This window comes from Azoarcus taiwanensis, from assembly GCF_012910885.1.
GTDB classification, from domain to species: Bacteria; Pseudomonadota; Gammaproteobacteria; order Burkholderiales; family Rhodocyclaceae; genus Azoarcus_F; species Azoarcus_F taiwanensis.
In genome coordinates, this window is sequence record NZ_WTVM01000055.1 from 1 (window position 1) to 25,540 (window position 25,540).

24 protein-coding genes and 1 tRNA gene are annotated in these 25,540 nt (G+C 62.5%); 13 read left to right on the top strand and 12 right to left on the bottom strand.

The window, feature by feature from the left end; all coding sequences use genetic code 11:
• From GPA21_RS10515 to GPA21_RS10535, 5 genes are all read right to left on the bottom strand, one after another.
• A partial coding sequence (locus GPA21_RS10515) for a putative ATP-dependent zinc protease (RefSeq protein ID WP_211163533.1) occupies positions 1-461 on the bottom strand: 461 nt, incomplete at its 3' end.
• Positions 462-669: 208 nt separating this feature from the next.
• Positions 670-754: transfer RNA gene (locus GPA21_RS10520), tRNA-Leu, on the bottom strand.
• Between the two features lie 52 nt (positions 755-806).
• Entirely contained in the window at positions 807-1,874 is a 1,068-nt protein-coding gene (locus GPA21_RS10525) for a lipocalin-like domain-containing protein (protein ID WP_168988150.1), read from the bottom strand.
• Positions 1,874-4,372: an ABC transporter permease gene (locus GPA21_RS10530; protein ID WP_168988151.1), complete on the bottom strand. Its 2,499-nt coding sequence runs from the start codon at positions 4,370-4,372 to the stop codon at positions 1,874-1,876. Before GPA21_RS10530 ends, GPA21_RS10525 begins: the two co-directional genes overlap by 1 nt.
• Complete coding sequence (locus GPA21_RS10535) at positions 4,369-5,046, bottom strand: ABC transporter ATP-binding protein (protein ID WP_168988169.1); 678 nt, start codon at positions 5,044-5,046, stop codon at positions 4,369-4,371. The genes GPA21_RS10530 and GPA21_RS10535 overlap by 4 nt, the downstream gene beginning before the upstream one ends.
• Positions 5,047-5,210: 164 nt before the next feature.
• Between GPA21_RS10535 and GPA21_RS10540 the strand changes: the two genes are divergently transcribed.
• The 8 genes from GPA21_RS10540 (at position 5,211) to hpnE (ending at position 12,381) form a co-directional block, all read left to right on the top strand.
• Complete coding sequence (locus GPA21_RS10540) at positions 5,211-5,714, top strand: CBS domain-containing protein (protein WP_168988152.1); 504 nt, start codon at positions 5,211-5,213, stop codon at positions 5,712-5,714.
• Between the two features lie 376 nt (positions 5,715-6,090).
• A complete protein-coding gene (locus GPA21_RS10545) occupies positions 6,091-7,098 on the top strand; it encodes a thiamine pyrophosphate-dependent dehydrogenase E1 component subunit alpha (protein WP_168988153.1) in 1,008 nt (335 codons plus the stop codon).
• 25 nt (positions 7,099-7,123) lie between these two features.
• Positions 7,124-8,164, top strand: a complete 1,041-nt coding sequence (locus GPA21_RS10550) for an alpha-ketoacid dehydrogenase subunit beta (RefSeq protein ID WP_168988154.1) — start codon at positions 7,124-7,126, stop codon at positions 8,162-8,164.
• Positions 8,161-8,406, top strand: a complete 246-nt coding sequence (locus GPA21_RS10555) for a lipoyl domain-containing protein (protein WP_168988155.1) — start codon at positions 8,161-8,163, stop codon at positions 8,404-8,406. The genes GPA21_RS10550 and GPA21_RS10555 overlap by 4 nt, the downstream gene beginning before the upstream one ends.
• Before the next feature lie 59 nt (positions 8,407-8,465).
• The gene (locus tag GPA21_RS10560) at positions 8,466-9,149 is read left to right on the top strand and encodes a lipoate--protein ligase family protein (protein WP_422614204.1); all 684 of its coding nucleotides are present in this window, start codon (positions 8,466-8,468) and stop codon (positions 9,147-9,149) included.
• 237 nt (positions 9,150-9,386) lie between these two features.
• Entirely contained in the window at positions 9,387-10,250 is an 864-nt protein-coding gene (gene hpnC, locus GPA21_RS10565; protein ID WP_168988157.1) for a squalene synthase HpnC, read from the top strand.
• The gene (gene hpnD / locus GPA21_RS10570; protein WP_168988158.1) at positions 10,247-11,080 is read left to right on the top strand and encodes a presqualene diphosphate synthase HpnD; all 834 of its coding nucleotides are present in this window, start codon (positions 10,247-10,249) and stop codon (positions 11,078-11,080) included. The genes hpnC and hpnD overlap by 4 nt, the downstream gene beginning before the upstream one ends.
• Positions 11,077-12,381, top strand: a complete 1,305-nt coding sequence (hpnE, locus tag GPA21_RS10575; protein WP_168988159.1) for a hydroxysqualene dehydroxylase HpnE — start codon at positions 11,077-11,079, stop codon at positions 12,379-12,381. The genes hpnD and hpnE overlap by 4 nt, the downstream gene beginning before the upstream one ends.
• Positions 12,382-12,410: 29 nt before the next feature.
• On the opposite strand, the gene GPA21_RS10580 is transcribed toward hpnE, so the two are convergent.
• The 4 genes from GPA21_RS10580 to GPA21_RS10595 are packed head-to-tail and all read right to left on the bottom strand — an operon-like array spanning position 12,411 to position 15,677.
• Positions 12,411-12,668 carry a hypothetical protein gene (locus GPA21_RS10580; RefSeq protein WP_168988160.1) on the bottom strand — a complete coding sequence of 86 codons (258 nt, stop codon included), beginning with the start codon at positions 12,666-12,668 and terminating at the stop codon, positions 12,411-12,413.
• Positions 12,665-14,482: a Na/Pi cotransporter family protein gene (locus GPA21_RS10585; RefSeq protein ID WP_168988161.1), complete on the bottom strand. Its 1,818-nt coding sequence runs from the start codon at positions 14,480-14,482 to the stop codon at positions 12,665-12,667. Before GPA21_RS10585 ends, GPA21_RS10580 begins: the two co-directional genes overlap by 4 nt.
• A gap of 29 nt (positions 14,483-14,511) precedes the next feature.
• A complete protein-coding gene (gene copM, locus GPA21_RS10590; RefSeq protein ID WP_168988162.1) occupies positions 14,512-14,898 on the bottom strand; it encodes a CopM family metallochaperone in 387 nt (128 codons plus the stop codon).
• A 56-nt stretch (positions 14,899-14,954) separates the two neighbouring features.
• The gene (locus GPA21_RS10595) at positions 14,955-15,677 is read right to left on the bottom strand and encodes an ABC transporter ATP-binding protein (protein WP_168988170.1); all 723 of its coding nucleotides are present in this window, start codon (positions 15,675-15,677) and stop codon (positions 14,955-14,957) included.
• Here GPA21_RS10595 and GPA21_RS10600 point away from each other — a divergent pair.
• The gene (locus GPA21_RS10600) at positions 15,661-16,299 is read left to right on the top strand and encodes an arylesterase (RefSeq protein ID WP_168988163.1); all 639 of its coding nucleotides are present in this window, start codon (positions 15,661-15,663) and stop codon (positions 16,297-16,299) included. The two genes, GPA21_RS10595 and GPA21_RS10600, sit on opposite strands and share 17 nt — an antisense overlap.
• A gap of 8 nt (positions 16,300-16,307) precedes the next feature.
• Here GPA21_RS10600 and selD read toward each other — a convergent pair whose 3' ends face one another.
• A complete protein-coding gene (gene selD, locus GPA21_RS10605; protein WP_168988164.1) occupies positions 16,308-17,351 on the bottom strand; it encodes a selenide, water dikinase SelD in 1,044 nt (347 codons plus the stop codon).
• Positions 17,352-17,398: 47 nt separating this feature from the next.
• Between selD and mnmH the strand changes: the two genes are divergently transcribed.
• Positions 17,399-18,445: a tRNA 2-selenouridine(34) synthase MnmH gene (mnmH, locus tag GPA21_RS10610; RefSeq protein ID WP_168988165.1), complete on the top strand. Its 1,047-nt coding sequence runs from the start codon at positions 17,399-17,401 to the stop codon at positions 18,443-18,445.
• A gap of 1 nt (position 18,446) precedes the next feature.
• On the opposite strand, the gene GPA21_RS10615 is transcribed toward mnmH, so the two are convergent.
• Positions 18,447-18,998, bottom strand: coding sequence for a class I SAM-dependent methyltransferase (locus GPA21_RS10615; RefSeq protein ID WP_339379882.1), 552 nt, complete (start codon positions 18,996-18,998; stop codon positions 18,447-18,449).
• Positions 18,995-20,455, bottom strand: a complete 1,461-nt coding sequence (locus GPA21_RS10620) for an NAD-dependent succinate-semialdehyde dehydrogenase (protein WP_168988166.1) — start codon at positions 20,453-20,455, stop codon at positions 18,995-18,997. Before GPA21_RS10620 ends, GPA21_RS10615 begins: the two co-directional genes overlap by 4 nt.
• A 147-nt stretch (positions 20,456-20,602) precedes the next feature.
• Between GPA21_RS10620 and GPA21_RS10625 the strand changes: the two genes are divergently transcribed.
• The 3 genes from GPA21_RS10625 to GPA21_RS10635 form a co-directional block, all read left to right on the top strand.
• Complete coding sequence (locus tag GPA21_RS10625) at positions 20,603-21,835, top strand: sensor histidine kinase (protein WP_246261897.1); 1,233 nt, start codon at positions 20,603-20,605, stop codon at positions 21,833-21,835.
• Positions 21,836-22,086: 251 nt separating this feature from the next.
• On the top strand, positions 22,087-24,774 hold the full coding sequence (locus GPA21_RS10630) for a bifunctional acetate--CoA ligase family protein/GNAT family N-acetyltransferase (RefSeq protein ID WP_168988167.1): 2,688 nt from the start codon (positions 22,087-22,089) through the stop codon (positions 24,772-24,774).
• A gap of 81 nt (positions 24,775-24,855) precedes the next feature.
• The coding region (locus GPA21_RS10635) for an aldose epimerase family protein (protein ID WP_168988168.1) at positions 24,856-25,540 on the top strand (685 nt) is incomplete at its 3' end.

Sequence of the window (25,540 nt, forward strand, 5' to 3'; positions counted from 1 at the left end):
CGTTCGAAGGTGGTGATTTCGGTCGCCGACAGGGACGCAAGACTGGCGCCTGTGTCGATCCGCGCCTTCAGATAGGTGCCAAGCGTCGGCAAGCCGACCCACTCCACCCTCCCCAGCGCGATCTTGTCGTCAGGTATGCGTTCACTGGCCACTGCAGGGGCAGACGCCGGTGGCGGAGGTGCAACGGCCCGCGCTCGTGCGGCGGCTTCCATTTGCGCGAGCGTGCGCCCGAGTTCTTCGAGCGCATCACCGAGCGCTTCGAAACGCTGCTCCAGAGCCGCAGCTTGCTCCGCGTCCCGAGTCTCGCTGCTTTCCAAGCGTTGATCGAGGCGATCGATCTCTGCAACGAGTCTGGACTCGGTTACGAAAGAATCCGGTGCCAACCATTCGTGCGGTGTCGCACAGCCAGCGACAAGAAAAGCTACGACGAAAAGCGTGCCGACCGCACGCGCGGAGGACATTCGAGAGGTCATGTTGTCAGTCGATTAAATTTTTCGGGAGCGCCATTGCATCGACGCATTGGCGTCGGTGAGTCGGCGAGGCGACGGGGCGAACTCGCCCTTCGCATTCAGTGTGCATGGACAGAAACATGCGGCGAAGGGTTCAAAGGAAAGATCCGCGAAGGGATGTTAAGTGTGATGCGCCGTTGAAAAGGTCACCAGTTGTTGCTGGTGCCCAGAAAGGGACTCGAACCCCCACGCCTCGCGGCGCCAGAACCTAAATCTGGTGCGTCTACCAATTCCGCCATCTGGGCACTGCGCCGGTAACACGACCGGAGCGCGCAACGCGGCGGATTATACACGGCTTCACATTCGCAAACGCTCGCCGTATCCGGTCATTTCGAGGTAACCCTGGCCGACCTGGCGGCCATCTTCGAGCAAGCGGATCGCACCTTCCCAGTAGATGGCGCCGGTGGACGCCCGGCTGTCGAGTTCCTGGTCGTCCATCAGCGGCTCTATCTCGAAATGCCTTGTGCCGGCCTCCACCGCCCAGGCCACCGGGTAGCGGATGCCGCTGCGTGGTGAGGCCCACCAGCGCAGGGGTTGGAAGCGCACTTCATCGGGCGAGAAGGTCTGCACGCCCTTACCCGGCTCGACCAGTGTGCCGGCATTGAACATCGTTGCACCGCTGCGATCTCGCATCTGAAAGGCCATGAGTGAGCCACCATCGTGAAGATTCACACCGATCCAGTCCCAGCCCGAGGCGTCTTCGGGGAGGATCTCGCTCGACCATTCGTGGTCCAGCCAGGCCTGACCGCTCACTGCATGCGAATGGGCATCGATATCCAGGGTGCCGCTCACCGCGAGTTGGGGACGACTATAGTAGTAGCTGGCGTTGATCGGGTCCGGTGCCTTCTGGCTCCAGCCGGCCTTGCCGTTCAGTACCGGCTCACCCGACGGGTCGAAGCGCAGGTCAAAACCGAAGTCACCAGCGTTCACAGTCGTGGTGTAGTGGCCCGCCTCGTGCAGCACCAGTGACCAGTCACCAATCCATGCACGCGTGCGCCCTTCTTCGGCGCCGGCAAGAGGTGCCAGCGCGCGCTCCACCCGCTCATCGTGCAGCAAGCGGCCACGGTCGAGGTCGGCCAAGGCTGCGTGTGCGAACATCAGTTGCGTCGGTGCGAAGCGACTGGGATTGTCCTCTCCCAGCAAGGTGCGCACGCGAAAGAATGTCACCTGAAAGCCACGTTCCATGCCGTCAGTGTCCTGCAGCCAACCGGTGATGTACCACCATTCGGTACGGTAATCCGGGTGCGCACCGGTATCCTGCGGGAAGGTGATGACCTTGCCGGGCAACACCGGTGGATAGCGCTCGGCAGCGCTAGCTGCCAACGAAACGCCAAGCGCGAGCATCAAGCATTGAAAGGAGCGCATCACCAATCCTCCCGCACTGCCGCTACAGCACTGCCTCGCATCGCCTTCGCGCCGGAGACCCGGGCCGCGAGAGCTGCCAGTACAACCAGTGTGAGCGCGAATCCGACGATGGCACCGACCGGAGGTGCGAGATCCATGCTCCAGTGAAAGCTTTGCCGGTTGATCACTTCTACCAGCACCAGGGCGATCGCCCCGCCCGCAAACGTTCCGATGACCACGCCCACGACGGCGGTAAGGCTGCCCTCCAGCGCCAGCAGGCGGCCAATGTCGCGTCGTCTCAGTCCGAGATGTCGCAACATGCCGAACTCCCTGCTACGGCTGGTCGCGAGCGCCGCGAACGTGGTGCTGATCCCAAACAGACCGATCAGCACCGCCACCGCCTGCATCAGATAGGTCACGAGAAACGTGCGGTCGAAGATCTCGAGGCTGATCGCGCGAATCTGCGCCGGCAGCGAAATCTCGACGACCCGATCGCCGAGGGTTTCCCGTATCAGCAAGGCGACAGTGTCACGGTTCGCGCCGGGCGCCAGGTTCACGCCGAGGTCATTGATCAGATGATCACCGGAGAGCCTGCGGTAATCGTTCAGTTCGACAATGACCGCGCCATGCTGGCGAGCATAGTCCCGCGTTACGCCTGCAACGACAAAATACGCATCCCGCCCGGCAATGGGCAACGCGAGATGGTCGCCGATGCCGAGCCGGTGCAGATCGGCCATGGCCTCGGTAATCCAGACCCGCGGGCGGGTGTCATCCATGACCGGGCCGCGACTCACCACCGGCAAGGCGTCGCCGCCATCGGTCGGTCGCGCAATGAGCGTGACGGGGAGCGCAGCATCATTCAGTCTCAGGCTGTCGTAGCGTACAGGCACTACCCTGGCCACGCCCTCGGTGGCGGCGATGCGATCGACGGCCTCCGGATCGAGATAGCCGCTCGCCACCGACGAGGAAGCGCGCACGTACAGGTCGGACGGCAGCACCTTGGAGAGCCAGTCGTCTACCGAATCGCGAAAGGAGCCGACCATGATCGCCATCGACACCGCCAGCGCCACGCTTGCGACCACGCCGGCCCCGGCAACCACCACCTGCCCGGGTGCCGCAGTCAGCCTGGCTCGTGCCAGACGTGCAAGCACCGCGCTCGACAAGGCGAGCGGACTCGCCAGCAAGCCGACCGCACCCGGCAAGCCAAACACCGCCGCCGCGAGAATGAACGCCACAGCAAGGTACCCGAACACCGGGATGCCGCCCAAAGGTCCCGGCAAGCAGGCGAGCAAGGCCAGCACGATACACGTGAGCGCCGCCCTCCAACGCGCGTTGGCGGCGAGCAGTTCGCTGTCGTTGCCGGCTCGCAGCCCCTGAGCTGGCACCTGCGCGGTGGCATGACGTGCTGGCAGCCACGCACCGGCGACGCCCGCCGTCACACCCAGCGCCAGATAGACCAAGCTTGCGCCTGGCATGAAGCGCACAGAGGGCGTGACATGAGCAAAGTAGCCCGCACCCAAGTCACCACCGACGAGCGCAAACGCGAGCGCTGCCAGGCCATGCGCCGCTGCGACACCCAGCAAACCACCGAGCAGCCCAAGTGCCGCCCCTTCTAGCAACAGGCCACGCATCACCAGCGCACGCTCCATGCCCATCGCGCGCAAAAAGGCGAGCTCACGGCCACGCCGCACCACCGACAGGTATTGAGTGGAGAACACCAGGAACGCGCCGGTCAGCAAGGCGATGCCGGCAAGCATGGTCAGGTTGACCCTGTAGGCGCGAGATAGCCCGCTGCTCTCCGCAACGCCGGCATCAGGCGGTCTGACCGTGACGCCCGGGGGCAAACGCGCGGCGAACTGCTCGAGGACATCGTCACGGCGAACCCCTTCGGCCAGACGCAGATCGACCCGGGTCAACACGCCGATGCGGTCGAACACCTGCTGCGCCGAGGCAATGTCCATCACGGCAAAGGCTTGTCCTGCGGGCGCGCCCGGCACCGAGCCGGATATCAACAACTCGGTCTCGCGCAGACCGCTCTGCACCGTCAGCAGGTCACCATTCGCCAGCTCGAGCGATTCGCGCGCGGCCGCACTCAGGAACAGTCGGCCCGGTTCGAGACCGAGGAGACGTCCCGCCCCGTCTTCCGCTACCGGCATCAGCATCGGTAACACTCGCGCGACACGGAAGAGATCCACGCCATAGATCCGCAGCTTTTCCTCGCGTCCGGGCAGCCGCGCTTCGATCTCGAGTACCGGACTGGCCTGTCTCACCTCGGGCTGCTGCGCGATCTTGAGGTACAGATTGTCGTCGAACCCGGCGCGCGGCCCGACCACCTGCAGATCCGCTTCGCCAGCCAGCAATCGCATACCGCGCCCGAACTCGTCGAGCGCCGCGCCATGAATGATCTGCACCGCCAACCCCAGTGCCACCCCCAACGTCACGGCTGTCAGGGACAACACCCCTGCCAGGCGGCGACCCAGCAGACTGGCGACGAAGACCCGCAACAGTGCTCGGATCATGCGCCGGTCACATCGAAGGAATGGAGGCCGTCACGTCGCAGCTGCAGCACCCGGTCGGTCTGCGCGGCAGCTAGCCGGGAGTGCGTCACGAGAATACCCACCGCACCCACCTCGCGCACGGTATCGATCAGCAGGGCCAGAACTTCGCCGGCCCTGTCAGGGTCGAGGTTGCCGGTCGGCTCGTCGGCAAGCACCACCGCAGGTCGATGCACCAGAGCACGCGCGATCGCGACGCGCTGCAACTCACCGCCAGAGAGCTTGTTCGGCGCGTCCAGGGCACGGCCGCCAAGACCAACCGCATCGAGCATTTTCTGCGCACGCGCCCTCGCAGTCGCGGTATCGATGTCAAGCAGCCAAAGCGGCAGAGCAACGTTATCCGCGAGGTTGAGGTGCGGAAGGATGTGGAAGGCCTGGAACACGAAACCGTAGCGCTTGCGTCGCACAAGGGCCCAGGCGTCGTCATCCAGCATGTCGATGCGTTGGCCCTCGAGTTCGATCCGACCGCCATCGCTCGTCTCAAGCCCTGCGATGCAGTTCAGCAGCGTGGACTTGCCCACCCCGGATTCGCCCATGATGGCCACACACTCGCCCGGTTTGATCGCCAGCGAGACACCAGAGAACAACGGTTCCGCGTCGGGCCGGAAACGCTTGCAGAGACTGTGTAGTAAAAGCATGTCGAGAAGACCGGGCAGTGCCGAATTGGTGCCCGATGATCGCACAGCGAGCGCTGCGCCAGCGAGCCAGGATAGCGGATTGGGCATCACGACCCGGCTGGCATTGTCTCGGCCCCACACCGGGGGTAGGATGAGCTTGATCGAGTAGCCAATGGAGGTGGAAGATGAGCGAAGCAATCCGTACGCCCAGCGCGGCTGACTTCATGACCGATCATGTATGTACTGCGACATCAGACATGTCGCTGTCGGCGGTCATCGAGTTGCTGCTCAAGCATGGCACGTCCAACACGCCAGTCATCGAATGGCGCGACGACCGTCGCTATCTCGCCGGCTTCATATCCGAGCGTGACTGCCTTGCGGCCCTGTCAGACGAGCTTTTCTTTGGTTCGCCGAGTCCGGTTCAAACCGCGGCAACCGTGATGCGCCGTCATCCGGTATGTGTCGCACCTGACACCGATCTGTTTGCCCTGGCGTCGATCTTTGCGGTACACGGTTACCGTCACCTGCCGGTAGTCGAGAACGATGTACTGCTCGGAATGGTGAGCCGACGGGACGTGTTGCGCGCAATGGATGCCTACTACCGTGAGGTGCTCGCCGCGACTGAACATGAGCGCCGACCGCCTGACCTGAGCCAGATCGTCAATCAGCGTTTCATTCTCTCTCGCTGAGATCCCCTTCCCTCAGGCGCTGCACCTGTCCGCATACTCGCCTGTGATCGTAGGGGGCGGCGCAGGGGAATAATTTGCCTCCACCGGCCCGAAGCTGCGCGTAACCGCGTAGCGGAGCGTCCGTGCTTAAGAGGTGCAAGCGCCTACGTCAGCTTGTCTGGCATCAGAGCTGCAACACGCCTCCTGTCAGTGCTACCCGAGCATTGCACACGCACCATCCTTCCGATACGCAGATCGACCTACCCGAGCAGCATGGGTGACGGGTCTGCGCAGACAATGCGGACACCATTCGTATGGTCTATGGTGGTCTTACCGGTGAGATCAGTCGGCGGTTTCCCGGCATCCCGGATGCACCACCTCAAAGGAGGCATGACAGATGAAAGCAAGCAAGGAAACTTTGCTCTGGATGTACGAGAAGATGCAGGAGATACGCCATTACGAAGAGACCATGGCGCAGGTCTATCTCGAGGGCAAACTGCCGCCGAACATCCAGAAAGGATTGGCTTTCGACATCGGCTCCGGCCCTGTTCCGGGCGAGATGCATCTGGCTGCAGGTCAAGAGCCCGTCGCGGTAGGCGTATGCGCCCATCTCACGGACCACGACACTGTGGTTGGCACCCATCGGCCACATCACTTTGCCATTGCCAAGGGCGTTCCGCTTGATGCGATGACGGCAGAGATGTTCGGAAAAGTGACTGGGCTCGGCAAGGGCAAGGGCGGGCACATGCATTTGTTCGACCCACAGCGCAATTTCAGCTGCAGCGGCATCATCGGGGCCAGCCTGCCGCCAGCTTGCGGTGCCGGGCTCGCGGCGAAGAAACTGGGCAAGGACTGGGTCGCGGTCGCCTTCTTCGGCGAGGGCGCGGCAAACCAGGGGTCGGTACACGAATCGCTGAATCTTGCTGCGCTATGGCAGTTGCCGGTGATCTTCATCTGCGAGGACAACAAGTGGGCAATCTCGGTCCCGAAAGACAAGGCAACCTCAATCGAGTGGGTGGCGGACCGTGCGAGCGCCTATGGCATGCCTGGGATCAAGGTCGAGCACAACGATCCGGTCGCAGTTTACGAGGCAGCAGGCACGGCAGTCGAACGTGCGCGCCGCGGCGACGGCCCAAGCCTGATTGAGGTCAAAACCGACCGCTATCTGGGCCATTTTCAGGGAGATCCAGAGGTTTATCGACCCAAGGACGAAGTGGCCAATTTGCGCAAGAACGATCCCATCCTCAGGCTGGCAGCCCAACTCAGAGACGCAGGCCAGATGAACGAAGCCGAGGATGCGGCAATCACCGCACGCGCCAGGCAACGGGTTGAAGATGCTTTTGCGTATGCTCGTGCCAGCGCCTACCCCGAGCCGCGGGACGCCCTGCAACACGTGTTTGCCTGATCAAGCTCCAGAGGAGGAACACTCAATGAATAGCACGCGGAAACTCACCATGGCGCAGGCCATTTCCGAAGCGATCGGGCAGGAAATGGAGCGGGACCCAACCGTCTTCGTCATGGGCGAAGACATCGGCAAGTACGGCGGCATTTTCGGCGCGACTGGCGGACTTCTCGACCGATTCGGCCCGGATCGCATAATGGATACGCCGATCTCCGAGACCGCCTTCATCGGCACGGCCACTGGAGCGGCGGCGGCCGGGATGCGACCTATCGCCGAGCTGATGTTCGTCGACTTCTTCGGCGTCTGCATGGACCAGATCTACAATCACCTTGCCAAGAACACTTACATGGCAGGCGGCAACCTGAAGCTTCCCGTGGTCCTCACCACCGCGATTGGTGGTGGCTACAACGACGCCGCACAGCACTCCCAGTGCCTGTATGCCACATTCGCGCACATGCCGGGCCTCAAGGTCGTGGTGCCATCCAACGCATACGACGCAAAGGGGCTGATGATACAGGCCATCCGCGACGACAACCCGGTCATGTTCATGTATCACAAGGGCATCATGGGTCTTCCATGGATGGCCTACTATGAGGGTAGCAGCGGCGAGGTACCTGAAGAGGCCTACACCATCCCCTTCGGCGAGGCGAAGGTGGTCAGGCCGGGAAGTGATCTGACCATCGTGACACTGAGCCAGATGGTGCAGAAATCGCTCCTCGCCGCAGACGAGCTGGCCAAGCAAGGAGTGAATGCCGAAGTGCTGGATCTGCGCACACTGGTGCCGCTGGATCGAGCCGCAGTGCTGAAGTCGGTCGCAAAGACTGGCCGCCTGTTGATCGCCGACGAGGACTATCTCGGTTTCGGCCTCACTGGCGAAATTGCCGCCATTGTCGCCGAGAACCTCGACACCGTCGCACTCAAATCGCCGATCAAACGCTTGGCCGTACCGAATGTCCCGATACCCTACAGCCGACCTCTCGAGCAGTTCGTAATACCCCAGATCAGTCACATCGTGGACGCGGCGCAACAGATCATGAAGACGCGGGTAACCGAAGGAGCTTACGCATGACGCCGGTCACGCTGACCGACGAAGCCTGGGAGGATGTCGATCCTGGGGTCGAAGCATTGGTGGATAAGTGGCTGGTTCAGGAAGGGGATGCTGTCGAGGTTGGCCAGCCGCTGGCTAACGCAGTCCTGCTCAAGACCAACTTTGAGATAACTGCGCCAGCGACCGGCACGATCGCGAAAATTCTCGTCCAGACCGGAGAGACCTTCGCCCGAGGCACACCGATCGCCACTCTTCTCGCGTGACACTCTTACTCAGCACCGCCACCGAGGATCAGCTTTGGAACCGTGAGCAACTGGCGCGCGTGGTTCGGGATCCTCGGTGGCGTATCGGGATTTGCCAGCAACCCGGGGTCGTGCTCGGCTGTTCGCAGCGGGCCGTGCACGACCGTCTCCACTCGGAGGGCAAGCGCAACGAGATCGAGGTCGTACTACGCGAATCCGGCGGCGGTGCCGTATTGGTCGGCCCCTGGATGCTGAGTCTGTCGCTGGCCCTGCCTCGTGATCATGCTTGGTCGGTTCAAGGTTCGCTTCACAGCTATCGCCAATTGGGGCGACTTTTCGCCGAAACCCTAAGGGCCGGCGGTGTTGGCGCGCATGCGCTGTGCCCCGAGAAGATGAATGACGCACAAATCGCCTTGCGGGACCGTGGTCTGCCTCCACTCGCCTGGGCATGTTTCGGCGACCTCTCACCTTGGGAAGTCGTCAATGCGGAGGGACGAAAGCTCGTCGGACTCGCCCAACGCCGCCGCAGCACGGGTACGCTGCTCGTCGCCGGTCTGTTGGTCGAGCGGCCGCCATGGTCAATGCTGTGCGCCCTCCTCGATCATCCAGACCGACTGGCCGACATATTGCGGCAGCGCACAACCGACTGCGCGCGCGAGCTCAGGAATACGCCTACTCCCTTGAGCGTCTGGGTTCAGATGCTTCATGCCGCACTGACCGATGCACTGACGCGCAACCCATGCGTCGCAAGCACGGAAGCCTGACTGCTCATCCTCGCCAGGCTACTCGAACTCACACATCCTGATGGACGCGTGAATCGGGCGGCGAAACGTCGCAAGGAATTGTGTCTGTGTCTTGGCGGGTTTCGTTGCTGCACCCGAATCCAGCGAGCTGCTCCGGCTATCGTCCCGCGTGACTCGATCGGTTTGGCACGGCATCCAACACAAGCACTTACATAGGGATTCGCTATACTGCCCGGCGCTGCTATTTCCCCCGCTCTGATGCCGGTCGACCACTACGAAAACTTCCCTGTCGCTTCCATTCTGTTGCCGGCACGCCTGCGCGAACCCGTGGAGGCAATCTATGCGTTCGCGCGCAGTGCGGACGACATAGCGGACGAGGGAGAGGCAAGTGCCGAGGAGCGTCTTGCGGCCCTGAACGGTTACCGGGTTGAACTGGACGCGATCGAGGGGGGACATCCGGTCGTCGACCCGGCGCTGGCACCGATCTTCAGGCGGCTTGCGGACAACGTGCGGCGCTTCGCGCTGCCCTTGCAGCCGATGCGGGATCTGCTCGATGCCTTCAGCCAGGACGTGGTCAAGACCCGTTACGCGACCTTCGTCGAATTGCTGGACTACTGCGGTCGCTCGGCCAACCCCGTCGGGCGGTTGTTGCTTCATCTTTACGAGCGAACCGAGCCGGACGCGCTGAGCCGCTCGGATGCTATCTGCACCAGCCTGCAACTGATCAACTTCTGGCAGGACGTGGCCGTGGATTGGGGCAAGGGGCGGGTCTATCTGCCGGCGGAGGATCTCGCGCGTTTCGGGGTGAGCGAGGCCGACATCGCCGCCGGACGGTGCGATGATCGCTGGCGCGCGCTGTTGGGCTTCGAAGTGGAGCGCGCCCGTGAGATGATGCACGCTGGCGCACCTCTGGCGACCCTGCTGCCAGGCCGTATCGGGCTGGAGTTGCGGCTTATTGTCTGCGGTGGCCTGCGCATTCTCGAGCGGATCGAGGCGGTCGACCACGACGTGTTCCAGCAGCGACCGACGCTCGGACGCGGAGACTGGCTCCGGCTCCTCTGGCGTGCGCTCGCTTTTCAGTCATCCATCCGCCCGACACCCGTCAAGGGCACCGAGACATGAATCCGCACGATTACTGCCAGGACAAGGCCGCGAAAAGCGGGTCGAGTTTCTATTACAGCTTTCTCTTCCTGCCACCGGACAAGCGACAGGCGATCACCGCACTGTATGCATTCTGTCGCGAGGTCGACGACGTCGTGGACGAGTGCCACGACCCGCAACTCGCGCAGACCACTTTGGGCTGGTGGCGGGACGAGGTCGACCGGATCTACGACGGCGCACCCACTCACCCGGTCGGCCAGGCATTGCGCGAAGTGGTCCCCGCCTATGACCTGCCGCGCGAGCAGTTGCAGGAGATCATCGACGGCATGGAGATGGATCTCGACCATGTTCGCTACGCTGACTTTCGCGGGCTGCAACTGTACTGCTATCGAGCCGCGAGCGTGGTCGGCCTGCTCGCCGCACGTATCTTCGGCTTCGAGGACAGGCAGACCCTGAAGTACGCGCATGATCTGGGTATCGCCCTGCAGCTGACCAACATCATCCGCGACGTTGGCGAGGATGCCCGCCGCGGGCGGATCTATTTGCCCGTCGAGGAGCTGCAACGCTTCAACGTGCCTGCCGAGGAGCTGTTCGAAGCAAAGCACAGCGAGCGCTTCGTTGAGCTGATGCGTTTTCAGGCGCAGCGCGCCTACGGCTTTTACGATCAGGCGATGGCGCAGCTGCCCGATGTCGACCGAAAGAACCAGCGCCCCGGCCTGGTGATGGCAGCCATTTATCGCACCTTGCTCGACGAAATCGTGCGCGACGACTTCATGGTGCTCGATCGGCGCACCTCGCTGACACCACTGCGCAAGGTGTGGATCGCAGGTACGACCTGGATGCGGGCGTGATCCGGTCGGTCGCGATCATCGGCGCCGGTTACGCAGGACTGGCTTGCGCAGTTGCACTGGCGTCCGAAGGCATTCAGGTGACGGTGTTCGACCGATCGCATGTGCTCGGCGGGCGTGCGCGCCTGCTCGCCAAGGATGGTCACCGGGTCGACAACGGCCAGCACATCATCATCGGCGCCTATACCGAGCTCACCAGGCTTCTACGCCACACGCGGGTGTCGCCCAAGGTTCTGGAGCGCCTGCCGCTCACGCTGGCGTCACCGGGTCGCCTTCATCTGCGTGCAGCGGAGCTCCCGGCTCCGCTGCATCTGGCGGTGGGGCTGCTACGCGCACGGGGACTCGACTGGGCGGATCGTTTTGCGGTGCTGCGCTTGATCCGCACCCTCAAACGCAAGCGCTTCCAGGTCCCGCCCGAGCAAACGGTCCACGGCTTGCTGCACGAAACGGCTCAAACCCCGCATGTGATCGCATGGATCTGGGAGCCGCTGTGTGTCGCCGCGCTGAACACGCCGATCGAAGACGCATCCGCCCAAGTCTTCGCAAACGTGTTGCGCGACAGCGTCGCCGCGCACGCCGGAGCGAGCGAGTTGCTCATCCCGCGAGTCGATCTCTCCGAGCTCTTTCCGGTTCAGGCCGCGCGTTATCTCGCAACCCGGCGCGGCAAGTTGGGCACCGGTACGACCGTCAAGGCAATCGAGCGGGTTGAGGGTGGTTTCCGTCTGGACTGCGACCATCCAACCAAGCAGATCTTCGAGCAGGTAGTCATAGCCACTGCGCCCTATCATGCACCGCCCTTGCTCCGTTCAGTCGGCGGTTGCGAACGCCTCGCGCAACAAGTGGAGGCACTGCCCTACGAGCCGATCACCACCGTGTACTTCGCGCTTGGCGGGAGCGTGCGCCTGTCTGCGCCAATGCTTCTACTCGCGGACGGACCTGCTCAGTGGGTATTCGACCGAGGCCAGTTGGGAGGTGAAGCCGGCCTGCTCGCCTGCGTGATCAGCGCTCATGGCGAGCATGAGCAACTCAGCCGTGAAGACCTGGAAATCACCATCCACCAGCAGTTGGAACGTGAGCTTGGGCGTCGCCTGCCGTCACCAGACTGGGTGCTGACTGTCGTTGAAAAGCGCGCCACCATCGCTTGCCGGCCAGGGATCGTCCGGCCCGACTTCAAGACACCGGTGCCCGGTCTGTGGCTGGCTGGCGACTACATCGACTCGCCCTACCCGGCGACGATGGAATCCGCCGTGCGCTCCGGCACTGCCGCGGCTCACGCAGCACTGCGATTCATGCCACGCACCTGATCGCTCGGTGCCGGATACACTATGCGGATTCACAAGGCCTTCTTCTTGCGCAGAGTCTTGATTCGCTCCACACCTTTCATGCGCTGAGCGCGAACGACATCGAGGCGGGTTCTCAGGCTTTCGCGTTCTTCGCCGTCTTCGATCTCCTCGAGCTGCCTGCGTAGCGCCTTCTCCTTGTCTTTCAATGCCCTCAACAGCTCGCGCACTTTCTTTCGCTCGCTGGCTTGTGTGTCAGGATCGGCGGAAAGAAACTTCTCAACCTTTTCAAGCAGTTTCTTGAGTTTCACTTCGGCCTCCCCGTCGCTTCCTGTTGGCTTGCGAGTTCCTTGAGCTCTATCCGATCGAGCGACAACCCGTCCTTGAGATCCACCGCGCCACCGGCCAGCACGACCTGCGCAGCATCGAGCAGATTGCTCGCGATCTGCATCAGGTAATTCTCATCGTTCATGATTGAGGTCGCAATCGCAGGGCGCAACTTATGGCTGCGAATCAGCTCATCGAGTTCGTCGAGCATCTTGCGGCTGGTCTTGTGCAGATCCACACGTGCTGCGTCGACTTCGAGTGCCGGCAACTCCCCGGTCTCGCCTTGCATCAGCTGGCGCAGCTGGCGCAGCAGTTTGCCCAGTCGCAGTCGAATCGCATCGTACTTCGCACGCACTGCTGTGTTCTCAGAAAGCCCGTACTGCACCAGGTTGGTGTGCAGATGCTTCATGCCCTTTACTGCCTCAGCCACGTCGCGGCTGGCCTGCCGCAGCGCGTAGAGCTCGTCGGAGACCGCCTCGAGATTCTTCTGGCTGCGTGCAGATGCTATAAAGCCCACGATCTCACTATGCAGGCTCTTGATCTTTTCTTCGTAGGCCGCCTCGATGTCGAGCGGGAAATGCCTCCTCGTCGCGGCGATCGCCTCCTGTAGCGACGCGTCGCTATCGATCGTGCTGCGCTTCAGGCTGATGCCATGCGCGATCAACCCGCTTGCATTGTCGAACAGGTGCTGCACCTCCTTGCGGACCGCGGTAACCGCGGTCTCGGGTGTTTCCAGCGCGTCAGCATACAGATAGAGCGGCTGCTCGGAGGACTGCGGCGCCGGCTTGATCCAACGCTCCAGCGCAGACGCAAGCACGCCGACGACCGGCACCAGGATTACGACGCCCAGCACGTTGAATATGGTGTGGAAAAGCGCGAGTTGGAGAAGGTAGTCATCCGGACGGATGCCGATCAGGCTGGCGAGCCAGCCTACCAGCCAGGACAGCTGCCCGATGAAGGTGATCGCGACAGCGGCACTGATGACGTTAAAGATCACATGGGCAGCCGCGAGACGTCGACCGCCGATGTTGGCCGCCAGTCCGCCAAGTGCGGTGGTGATCGCACTGCCAAGGTTGGCGCCAATCGCCATCGCCAGCGCGTTCTCGTAGCTCACCTGCCCGGCCGCCAGCGCGGTAATGATGATCAGCAGGCTCGCATGACTCGATTGCATGATGACCGTCATCAGCATGCCGATCAGGGTGAACATCAACACCCCGGCCAGCCCGCTCATCGAATAGGCGGACAGGTCCATCGCTCCCTGAAAGGTGTCGAAGCCCTCCTTCATGTAGTGGATCCCGAAGAACAGGAATCCAGCGCCCATCAGCAGGTAACCGGCGCCCTTCACGCCCTTTGCGTTCTGCATCAGCATCACGACGCCGAACACCAGCATCGGCATCGCATAGGCGGCGATGTTCACCCTGAGACCCAGGCCGGCGATCAACCAGGCCCCGGTCGTAGTGCCGATGTTTGCACCCATGATGATGCCGATGCCGGCAGCCAGTGCGATCATCTCGGCACTGACGAAAGAGATGGTAATCAGCGACACCAGGGTGCTCGACTGCATCACCGTGGTGCTCGCGGTACCGAACAGCAGGCACTTCCACAGTCGATCGGTGGAACGGCGCAGCACACGCTCAAGCGTGCCGCCGGTGAAGACCTTGAAGCCCTCCTCCAGGCAATGCATGCCGAACAGGAAAAAGGCTACGCCAACCGCGATCTCCATGTAATCGGACGCGAACCACAACACGATCGCGAGTCCGAGCAGGACGGTGGGAACGAATAGCTGCTTGCGAGTCATTCAGGAAGCTCACGCCGAAACGTCGGCGGTCAAAATCCCCATTCGGCCAGCCAGGCGCGCATCGTCGCAATCTCGGCCTCCTGGGCGGCAATAATCTCTTCTGCGAGCTTGCGCACGTTTTCGTCCTTGCCGTGCTCCAGCACGACGCGCGCCATCGCGACGGCCCCCTCATGGTGCGGGATCATGCCCTTGAGGAAATCGATGTCGGCGTCGCCCGTGAACGCCACGTCCATGTCTGCGTGCATGCGGTCGTTGATCTCACGGAACGCCGTGGTCGAGGCCGCCCCGTCGGTGGCAGTGCGGTCGACTGCATGCGCATGACCGTGATGATGATCGTCCGCGTGCTGCGCAATGGCACTGCCCACGAACAGTGCGGATACGGCTATGAGCATCAGGCCCGTCGCTAAGCGATTCATGTCGGTCTCCTCCTCCGTGGTCAAAAACCTGTCTTGCGGGCGCCGGTCGAGCGGGCTCAGTCAGCCTCGACGACCGCAGTCTCCTCGTGCAGGGTGCCGGCCTGCATCCGCATCATGCGCTGGCAGCGGCGCGCGAGCGCCTCGTCGTGGGTCACCAACAGCAGCGTGGTCCCCACCTCGCGATTGAGAGAAAAGATGAGTTCGATGATTGCGGCACCGGTCGCCGCGTCGAGGTTGCCGGTCGGTTCGTCCGCAAGCAACAGCTTGGGGTTGGCCGAAAAAGCGCGTGCCAGGGCCACACGCTGCTGCTCACCGCCGGATAGATGTTTGGGGTAGTGGTGCATCCGGCTCGCCAGCCCAACTCTGCCGAGCCACTGTTCCGCCACCGGGCGGGCATCGTCGACCCCGGCCAACTCAAGTGGCAACATCACGTTCTCGAGCGCCGTCAGTGCCGGCAACAGCTGGAAGGACTGAAAAACGAAACCCACCGACTCACCGCGCAGCGCGGCCCGGGCGTCTTCGTCGAGCCGGAAGATGTCGACGCCCTGGATCTCGACCAAGCCCTCGCTGGGAACATCCAGCCCGGCGAGCAATCCCAACAGGGTTGATTTACCGGAGCCGGACGCGCCGACGATGGCGACAGATTCGCCGGCCCCGACACTGAACGATACCCCTTGCAGGATGTCCAGCTTGCCGCTGCCGTCTCGCATGGGCACACTCTTGGCCAGATCCGACACTCTCATAACCGGAACCGTCATCTCGATGCTGCTTCGATCCATAGTCATCTTCTTTTCGTTCGTCCTGTTCGGCGGCGCCGCCAACGGCGGCACTATCCTCGTTTGGGGCGACAGTCTCTCTGCAGGGTACCAGCTTCGCATTGAGCAGGCATGGCCCACGCTGTTGCAGACGCGGCTTTCGGACGAAGGGTTCCCGCATCGGGTCGTCAACGCGAGCGTCAGTGGTGAGACCACATCCGGTGGTCTCACCCGCCTGCCCGCCGCACTCTCCGAACACCAACCCGATCTGTTCATTCTCGAACTTGGCGCCAATGATGGCCTGCGGGGGCTACAGCCGCGACTGATGGCAGAGAACCTCGAAACCATGATCCGGGCAGCCCGGGAAGCCGGCGCGCGGGTGCTGCTGGTCGGTATGCGCATGCCGCCGAACTACGGTCCGACGTTCTCCCGCCGCTTCGAGCAGGCCTTCCAGGACGTTGCGCAGAGCAACGAGGTGCCGCTGCTGCCCTTCCTGCTCGAAGGCTTCGCCGAGCGCCCCGAGATGTTTCTTGCCGACGGCATTCACCCGAACGCCGAGGCCCAGTACATCATCCTCGACACGGTCTGGGAATATCTGCTGCCGATGCTGAAGCATGCAGCCGACGCGACTGCGGCTGCCCACTGAAGGACCGCTCAGGCGCTCACCGAAATCCCGGCCGGTCCCTCTATCAGGCGGCCGATGATGTGCGCTTCGGTATTCTGGACCTCCATCACGAGTTGCCTGACTTCATCGACCGCAGCTGGATCGCAGGCGATCAACAAGCCGCCACTGGTTTGCGGGTCGGTCAGTAGGACCCGCTGCCAGTCCGCGACTTCGTCGGCCAGCGTCACCGACCCACCGTAGCTCGACCAGTTGCGTGCAGACGCGCCGGTTGCCGTGCCGCCACGTGCGAAAGCGGCTGCACGTTCGATGAAGGGTGTCGCCTCGATCGAGATCTCGGCCCGCAACTCGGACGCGCGGCAAACCTCGAGCAAATGTCCGGCCAGGCCAAAACCCGTCACATCGGTCACCGCATGCACCGCTCCCATCTTCGCGAGACGGGCGCCGACCCGGTTCAGCAACGTCGTCCAGGCGATCATCTCCTCGTAGCCCGCCTCATCGAGCAAACCCTTTTTCAGCGCGGCCGACAGCACGCCGATTCCGAGCGGTTTGGTAAGGAGAAGTGTGTCACCGACCTGTGCGCCGGCGTTGGTCTTGACCTGCAGCGGGTGCACCAGGCCGAGCCCGACAAGGCCGTATATTGGCTCGAGCACATCGATGGAATGGCCGCCTGCAACGGGGATCGCAGCGTCCCGGCATACCGAAGCACCGCCTTCGAGGATTCGCCCGATCACCTCGCGCGGCAGCTTGTCCAGTGGCATGCCGACCACTGCGAGGGCCATGATGGGCTCGCCCCCCATTGCATAGACATCCGACAAGGCGTTGGTAGCGGCGATCCGTCCGAAGTCGTAGGGGTCGTCCACGATGGGGGTGAAGAAGTCGGTCGTTGCGACCACCGCCTGATGGTCATTCACCCGATAAACCGCAGCATCGTCGGCATTATCGGTGCCCACCAGCAACTCGGCCGGCACGATACCGGGCGGCATGCCTGAAAGCATTTCCTCGAGCACCGCGGGTGCAATTTTGCAGCCGCAACCGCCGCCGTGGGAGAATTGCGTCAATTTGATTGTTTCCATGGAATCCAGCCAGTCACGACCCGCGTCAGGACGGCGGGTCGAATACTATGAAAAAAGGCTTTGCGACCGTAGCACAGCTGTCCGAGTTTGACGAGATCATCGACGCGCGAAGCCCGTCCGAGTTCGCCGACGACCGCATTCCCGGCGCAATCAGCTGCCCGGTGCTCGATGATGAACAGCGCGCCATCGTCGGCACCATCTATAAACAACGCTCGGCGTTCGAGGCCCGCCGTGTGGGTGGGGCGATGGTCGCCGAGAACATCGCACGTCATCTGTCGGAGCGCTTCCACGATAAACCCAAGGAATGGCGTCCCTTGGTCTATTGCTGGCGTGGCGGCCAGCGCAGCGGCGCCTTCGTGACGTGGCTGCGCATGGTGGGCTGGGACGCCTGCCAACTCGAGGGCGGCTACAAGAACTGGCGGCGCGAGGTGGTCGCCGAGATGGCCGAGCTACCAGGTCGGTTCAGCTTTCGCGTGGTGTGTGGGCCGACGGGAAGCGCCAAGACCCGTGTCATCGAAGCGCTGGCCAGCCTTGGCGCGCAGACGCTGGACCTCGAGGATCTGGCCGCGCACAAGGGTTCGGTGCTCGGCGCCCTGCCCGACCGGGCCCAGCCGACCCAGAAGTGGTTCGAAACCAGTCTTTACATCAGACTGAAAGCGCTCGACCCGGGCCGGCCGGTCTTCGTCGAAGCCGAGAGTCGCAAGATCGGCCGTATACACGTGCCGGAAGCGCTGATCATGAGAATACGCGAAGGCGACTGTGTGTTGATCGATGCGGACCGGGAGGCACGGCTTGATTTCCTGGTGCGCGATTACGCTTATCTTGGCGCAGATCCGGCCGAACTGTGCGCACGGCTCGAACACCTCAGCAAGCTGCAGAGCCGCGAGACACTGGACCGCTGGAAGGCGCTCGCACATGCAGGAGAGCTTCACGCCCTGTACGGGGAACTCATCGAACTGCACTACGATCCGCTCTACAAGCGTTCGCAGAATCGCAACTTCGCCCGCATCGAAGCGGCACAGGTGTTCAGCGCAGACTCACTGGACGATGCAGGCATCGCCAAACTGGCACAGCGAATGGCAAGCGCCACCTGAGTCAGTCCGGCAAGCCACCGTAGCGATCGCGCCCGCGGATGGCGCACAGGCGTTGCACCACGGCATGCGGCGGATCGCCAACTTCACCCTGCTCGAACGCAACCACGGTGAAATCGTCAGCCAGACGTGCGAGCAGCTCGCCTGGCTGCAGCAGGAAATCCGGACTGCGCGGCCGGCCGTATCGCTCGTTGCCCACCATGAAGGTTTCGTAAATCAGCACCCCGCCCTCGCGCAATACCGAGAGCATCAGATCGAAACGTGGTCTGAACAGGTAATTCGTGACCACCAGCGCATCATGGCTGTCGCGCCCAAAGGGCCATTCTCCTGCTTCGAGGTCAGCATGCACCGTTGTCAGGCCGGCGACACCCGCCAGAGTAGCCAGCGCTGCCTCATCCCTGTCCGTTGCATCGACTCGCAGCCCACGCGCAGCGAGCCATCTTGCATGCCGGCCATTGCCACATGCAAAGTCGAGCACCCGGCCGCCTTGAGGGATGAGGGCACCAAAACGCTGCACCCATCGGGACGGCTGACCGATCGGCGCGTGGCCGTTCACCGGTCCACACCGCCGAGACAAACCGATTTTATCTCCAGGTATTCGTCTATGCCGTAGATCGATCCTTCACGTCCGATGCCGGACTGCTTCACGCCGCCAAACGGCGAAACCTCATTGGACATGACGCCGGTGTTCACCCCCACCATGCCATAGTCCAGCGCCTCGGCAACCCGGAAGATACGGCCGACGTCGCGGGCGTAGAAATAGGCCGCGAGACCGAACTCGGTATCGTTCGCCATCGCGATCGCCTCGTCCTCGGAGTCGAAGCGGAAGAGCGGCGCAACCGGACCGAAGGTCTCCTCGCGCGCAACACGCATCGCCGGCGTCACATCGGCCAGCACCGTGGGCTGAAAGAACGTACCGCCGAGGCTGTGGCGCATGCCGCCAGTCATCACCCGCGCGCCGTTTGCGAGCGCGTCACCGATATGCGATTCGACCTTGTCGATTGCGGCCGAATCAATCAGCGGGCCAATGTTCACGCCCTCCACAACACCTGGGCCGACCTTGAGTTTGGCCACTGCGTCAGCCAGTTTCACGGCAAAGGCCTCGTACACCCCCGACTGAACGAGGATACGGTTGGCGCATACGCAGGTCTGGCCAGCGTTGCGGTACTTCGACGCCATCGCCCCTTCGACCGCGGCATCGATGTCGGCGTCGTCGAAGACAATGAAGGGGGCGTTGCCGCCAAGCTCGAGCGACAAGCGCTTGAGTGTCGGCCCGCACTGGCTCATCAGCAGGCGACCGACTTCGGTCGAGCCGGTGAAGGACAGCTTGCGAACCGTCGGGCTACCTGTGAGTTCTGCACCAATTGCAACCGGATCCCCGGTGATCACGTTGATCACCCCTGGTGGAATGCCGGCCTGCTCCGCAAGCACCGCCAGCGCAAGCGCGGTGAAAGGGGTCTGCTCGGCCGGCTTGACCACCACCGTGCAACCCGCGGCGAGTGCCGGTGCCAACTTGCGGGTGATCATCGCCGCTGGAAAATTCCACGGTGTAATCGCCGCGCACACGCCTACTGGCTGGCGCATCACCAGCAAACGCCGGTCGCCGCCGGTGGTCGGCAGGATATCGCCATTGGTGCGCTTGGCCTGCTCCGCGAACCACTCGACAAAGGACGCAGCATAGGCGACCTCGCCCCGCGCCTCTGCAAGCGGCTTGCCCTGCTCGCTGGTCATCAATAGTGCGAGTTCATCGGTTGCAGCGCTGATGAGCTCGAACCAGCGCTTCAGAAGCGCAGCACGCTCCTTGGCGAGTTTTCGACTCCAACTGGCAAAGGCTCGATCGGCCGCCTGAATGGCCCGCACGGTCTCCATCCTGCCCATGTCGGGAACACGCCCGATGACCTCGCCGGTTGCCGGATCGCTAACGTCGAAGCTCGATCCGGAATCGGCATCGAGCCAGTTGCCGTCGATGTATGCCTGCTGACGAAACAGTTCTAAGCTGCTTAGCTTGCTCATGCCCCTTTAATCCTTGGTTGCGTGACCAGCCAATGCTAGCATCGAGGTGCTGCCCAGGCCATGCCCGACGGCTCGTCGTACATGACTTGCAAGCGTAATTCCGCCTGCCGTCATCAACCTCCGTCCGAACCAAGCCGGGAACCCGCGATGACCGAATTCGCAGCATTTTCCTCGCTCTTGCTGCCAGTCGCAGTGACGGTGGGTGCTTTCGCAACCGGATTTCTGGTCTCGCATATGCGGTTCAGACCGCACGCGTCAGGCAAACCCTCGAACAAGGCCACGAGCCGGGCGCCTGACACTTCGTTCTTCGACGCGATTCGCGAAGTGGTGATAACTCTCGATGAGAGCGACCGCATTCGATATCTGAACCAGGCCTGGCAGACCCTGACAGGACGCCCGGTCAGTGAATCCCTCGGCAAGCCTCTGGCACGGTTCATCCACCCCGATGATCGCAGCGCACTCGTCGCGAAGATTCTCGAGCTCAAATCAGGCGCGATCCGGGAGTTCAGCATGGAGGTCCGAATCACCTCCAACGGAAATGAAACCCGCTGGGCCGAAGTCAATCTTCAACCCGCACCGGGAGTCGCTGGCATCGGGTTCGTCGGTACGCTTGACGACGTTACTCCAAGGAAGATCGCGGAGCTTTCGCTACGAAACATCAACCGCGATCTGGAAAGCCGGGTTCGAATGCGAACAGCCGAACTCGAGGCTTCAAACCGGGAACTGGAGGCGTTCTCCTACTCGATATCGCATGACTTGCGCGCACCGCTGCGCTCGATAGACGGGTTTGCGCGGATTCTCGAAGAAGAGCTCGACGCACAGCTGACCGAAACCTCACGTACGCACCTCCATCGCATCCGCAATGCGGCTGACCGCATGGCGCAGCTCAGCGACGCGATGATCGCAATGGCGAGCCTGTCACGTCAGTCCATTCGACGGGAAAACGTCGACCTGTCGGAACTCGTGACACAACTCCTGGAGGAACTCAAGGAAGAAGATCCCAATCGCCGGACCGAGATCGAGGTCACGGCCGAGCTCGTCGCGACCGCCGACCGCAGCCTGATGCGTGTCGCGCTGGAAAACCTGCTCCGCAATGCCTGGAAGTTCACCGCGCAACAGGAAGTCACCCGTATTACGTTTCACGCCGAACGCCAGGACGAGCAGCGCGTATTCATTATCAGCGATAACGGAGTCGGATTTGACATGGCTCATGCCGGACGACTCTTCGAGCCCTTCTTCAGGCTGCACGACCCTGCAGTCTATCAGGGCACCGGAATCGGTCTGGCAAACGTCGAGCGGATCATCCGTCGCCATGGCGGGCACATCTGGGCGCGCTCCAGCCCCGGTCAGGGAGCAACTTTCTTCTTCACGCTTGGCTAGCTGGCTGTTGTACTTGCTCTCACTGACCATGACGAATGCGAAACAAGGGAACAGGATCTGAGCGAGCGGCTTTAGCCTTACTGACGTAGGGGTTTTCCCTAGCCGCGAGAGGTGCATATTTAACAGTGTTTAATGCTGCACTGCGGTAGACTTCCGTTATAGACGAACTCGTTGTGCGATTGGCACCATTGATGCCGTTTGCCCGACACCGCTGAACGCACTTTCACCCAGGCGACAACGCCCGTAAAACCATGAAAGAGAAGCACTATCTCAACCCGCTGCTGCAACCCCGGTCAGTCGGCATCATCGGCGCCAGCGAGCGTGAAGGGTCGCTCGGCAGCGTCGTGATGCAGAACATCCTCTCGGGTGGCTACAAGGGTCGCGTCTTTGCAATCAATCCACACCATGAGACCGTCCTGGATGTTCCCTGCTTCAAATCGGTAGAGGACGTACCCCACCGGCTGGACCTCGTGGTCATCGCCCTGCGCGCCGACAAGGTGCCCGCGATCATCGACAGTTGTGGTCGTGCAGGTGTGCGCGCAGCCATCGTGCTCACCGCCGGCTTCGCCGAAGCCGGTGCGCGTGGCGAACTGCTGCAGCGCCAGGTCGTCGAGGCGGCACGCCGCCACAAGATCCGCCTGCTCGGTCCCAACTGTCTGGGCATCATGCGCCCCAGTCTCGGGCTTAACGCAACCTTTGCGCACGCGACCGCGCTTCCCGGTTCGATCGGCCTGATCTCGCAGTCCGGCGCATTGTGTGCCGCCATTCTCGATTGGGCCAAGCCGAACAATGTCGGCTTCTCGAACGTGGTCTCGCTGGGTTCGGGAAGCGACGTCGATTTCGGCGAAGTACTGGAGTTCATGATCTCGGATCCGCGCACCGAGAGCATTATTCTCTACATCGAGGGCGTACGCGACGCACGGCGTTTCATGAGCGCGCTTCGCGGTGCCGCACGCGTCAAGCCGGTGCTGCTGATCAAGGTCGGGCGGCACCCGGAGGCATCGCGCGCGATTCTCTCCCACTCCGGCCTCACCAGCGGCGAAGACACGGTCTTCGACGCTGCACTGCGCCGAGCCGGGGTGATTCGGCTTTACAACCTCGGTCAGCTGTTTGCCGCGGCCAATGCGCTCTTCTCGCACTTCCGTCCGCGTGGCAACCGTCTCGCGGTGATTACCAACGGAGGCGGCCCAGGCGTCATGGCGGCAGACCGCGCCTCCGATCTCGGCATTCCGCTGTCGAATTTTGCCGACGTCACAGTCGAGAAGCTCAAAGCCGCGTTGCCGCCCCATTGCTCACGCGCCAATCCGGTGGACATCGGCGGCGATGCCGACGTCGAGCGCTATCGCAAGGCGCTCAAGTCGGTGCTTGAAGGGCCGAACGTCGACGGCGTACTGGTCCTGCTGACACCACAGGCGATGACGGACTCGACCGCAGTTGCGGAAGCCGTGATCGAACTCGAGAAGACCGCCGACAAACCGGTCGTGACCTGCTGGATGGGCGAAGAACTGGTCACCGAGGCACGCAAGCGCTTTATCGATGCCGGCATTCCGACCTTCCGCACGCCCGAACCGGCGGTCGAGTTGTTCAGTCATATCTCGGCCTATTACCGCAACCAGAAGCTGCTGATGCAGACGCCTGCGTCGCTGTCTCACCTCAATCCTCCGAGCATCGAGAGCGCGCGCCTGGTCATCGAGACTGCACTGGCCGAACGCCGAAAGGTGCTCAATGCGATGGAATCCAAGGCCGGCCTCGCTGCCTTCCGTATCCCGATCGCGCAAACCGTGGTTGCCCGTTCGGCAACCGAGGCGATGGTGCTGGCCGAGGAAATCGGCTTGCCGGTGGTAATGAAGATCGATTCGCCCTCGATCAGCCACAAGGCCGACTCGGGCGGAGTCAGACTCAATCTCGGCAGTCTGGCCGCGGTCCGGACCGCCTACCAGGAGATCCTCGACGAGGTCCGTCGCAACAAGCCGGACGCGGCGATCAATGGTGTCGCGATCGAGCCGATGATCCTCAAGCGCCACGGACGGGAACTGTTCGTCGGCGTCAAGCGCGACCCGGTTTTCGGTCCGGTGATTACCTTTGCCGAAGGTGGCAACCGGGCGGTGTCCAAAGGCGACGTCGCGGTGGCCCTGCCGCCGCTGAACCGTTTCCTGGTGCGCGACCTGATCCAGTCTTCGCGAGTCGCCCCGCTGCTGGAAGATTTCCGCAACATGCCGGCGATCAACCACGAAGCGCTCGAGTTCGTGTTGCTTCGAGTGTCGGAAATGGTCTGCGAGTTGCCCTGGCTGCAGTCACTCGAGATCAACCCGCTGATCGTCGACGAGAAGGGTGCAGTCGCAGTCGACGCACGTCTGGTCGCGGACAACGTCGCGCCGTCGGCCGATCGCTACGATCACATGGCGATTCACCCCTATCCGTCGCATCTGATCACCAAATGGACTCAGCCCGACGGTCAGGAAATCACGATTCGGCCAATCAAGCCGGAGGATGCGGATCTCGAAGTCGATTTCGTGAGCCGCCTGTCTGCCGAGACCAAATATTTCCGTTTCATGAACACGATGCGCGAGCTTCCACCCGCAATGGTCGCCCGTCTGACGCAGATCGACTACGACCGCGAGATGGCTTTCGTCGCCACGATCGAGGAGGATGGCAAGGAGGTCGAACTCGGCGTCTGCCGCTATGCGGTGAACCCCGACGGTGAGTCCTGCGAATTCGCCGTCGTCGTCGCAGACGACTGGCAGCACCGCGGCCTCGCTCGCAAGCTCATGGGCGTTCTGATCGAAACCGCACGCAACCGCGGCCTGTATTACATGAACGGCGTCTTCCTTGCCAACAATGACCGCATGCTTCGCTTCGTGCAAAGCCTCGGTTTCGTTCTCAGCAACGACCCCGAGGACAGCACCGTCAAGCTCGGCGTGCTCCCGCTTCAGCTCTGAAGTATCATCGCCCCATTCGACGGGTGAGTCTTGGCCGCAGCCAGGGCTCACCCGCTATCATTTTCTCTCCCATAGATTGCCATGCCCGCCACCATCGAGGACATCGACTTTCACGGCGCACCCGCCGTTTCATTGAGAACGCCTGATGGCGCATCTGCCGTCGTATCGCTTCTCGGAGGCCAGGTGTTGTCCTGGCAGCCAGCAAAGGGCGACGAGCGTCTGTTCTTGAGCGAGCGGGCGCTATTCGACGGTTCATCCTCGATTCGCGGCGGCATTCCGGTCTGCTTCCCGCAGTTCTCTGGCCTCGGCAAGCTGCCGAAACACGGGCTGCTGCGTACCGCGATGTGGGAAGTCCGCCAGCGACGAAGTGAAAACACGTATGCGATGCTCACCCTCGGCATCTGCGAGTCGGAGCAAAGCTTGACGCTCTGGCCTCAAATGTTCGATGTCGAGCTCACCATAGTGCTCGATCGCGGCCGTCTGGATGTTGAGCTTCACGTCGAGAACACCGGCCACAGCCAGTTGGCCTTCACCGCAGCACTGCACACCTATCTCCGGGTTCGCGAGGTCGAGCACGCCCGACTCAACGGGTTGACGGGTTTCGAATTCCGCGACGCCGCCGACGACAACCGGATCAAGAAAGAGCATTTCGACGGGCTGCAGTTCGATGGCCCGGTGAACCGTGTCTATCACGATGTGACCCGCCCCTTGCTGCTGCTCGAATCGCCCCGCGCCCTTTTGATCGAATCGGAGGGCTTTCCGGATG

Excerpts from the sequence above, each read along its gene's own strand:
- GPA21_RS10550 (WP_168988154.1), top strand. The coding sequence starts at position 7,124 with ATGAATAGCACGCGGAAACTCACCATGGCGCAGGCCATTTCCGAAGCG.
- GPA21_RS10595 (WP_168988170.1), bottom strand. The coding sequence starts at position 15,677 with ATGGATCGAAGCAGCATCGAGATGACGGTTCCGGTTATGAGAGTGTCG.
- GPA21_RS10535 (WP_168988169.1), bottom strand. The coding sequence starts at position 5,046 with ATGCTTTTACTACACAGTCTCTGCAAGCGTTTCCGGCCCGACGCGGAA.
- GPA21_RS10530 (WP_168988151.1), bottom strand. The coding sequence starts at position 4,372 with ATGATCCGAGCACTGTTGCGGGTCTTCGTCGCCAGTCTGCTGGGTCGC.
- copM (WP_168988162.1), bottom strand. The coding sequence starts at position 14,898 with ATGAATCGCTTAGCGACGGGCCTGATGCTCATAGCCGTATCCGCACTG.
- hpnD (WP_168988158.1), top strand. The coding sequence starts at position 10,247 with ATGAATCCGCACGATTACTGCCAGGACAAGGCCGCGAAAAGCGGGTCG.
- GPA21_RS10625 (WP_246261897.1), top strand. The coding sequence starts at position 20,603 with ATGACCGAATTCGCAGCATTTTCCTCGCTCTTGCTGCCAGTCGCAGTG.
- GPA21_RS10545 (WP_168988153.1), top strand. The coding sequence starts at position 6,091 with ATGAAAGCAAGCAAGGAAACTTTGCTCTGGATGTACGAGAAGATGCAG.
- selD (WP_168988164.1), bottom strand. The coding sequence starts at position 17,351 with ATGGAAACAATCAAATTGACGCAATTCTCCCACGGCGGCGGTTGCGGC.
- GPA21_RS10525 (WP_168988150.1), bottom strand. The coding sequence starts at position 1,874 with ATGCGCTCCTTTCAATGCTTGATGCTCGCGCTTGGCGTTTCGTTGGCA.
- GPA21_RS10620 (WP_168988166.1), bottom strand. The coding sequence starts at position 20,455 with ATGAGCAAGCTAAGCAGCTTAGAACTGTTTCGTCAGCAGGCATACATC.
- GPA21_RS10630 (WP_168988167.1), top strand. The coding sequence starts at position 22,087 with ATGAAAGAGAAGCACTATCTCAACCCGCTGCTGCAACCCCGGTCAGTC.
- GPA21_RS10600 (WP_168988163.1), top strand. The coding sequence starts at position 15,661 with ATGCTGCTTCGATCCATAGTCATCTTCTTTTCGTTCGTCCTGTTCGGC.
- GPA21_RS10540 (WP_168988152.1), top strand. The coding sequence starts at position 5,211 with ATGAGCGAAGCAATCCGTACGCCCAGCGCGGCTGACTTCATGACCGAT.
- GPA21_RS10555 (WP_168988155.1), top strand. The coding sequence starts at position 8,161 with ATGACGCCGGTCACGCTGACCGACGAAGCCTGGGAGGATGTCGATCCT.
- hpnC (WP_168988157.1), top strand. The coding sequence starts at position 9,387 with ATGCCGGTCGACCACTACGAAAACTTCCCTGTCGCTTCCATTCTGTTG.
- GPA21_RS10585 (WP_168988161.1), bottom strand. The coding sequence starts at position 14,482 with ATGACTCGCAAGCAGCTATTCGTTCCCACCGTCCTGCTCGGACTCGCG.
- mnmH (WP_168988165.1), top strand. The coding sequence starts at position 17,399 with ATGAAAAAAGGCTTTGCGACCGTAGCACAGCTGTCCGAGTTTGACGAG.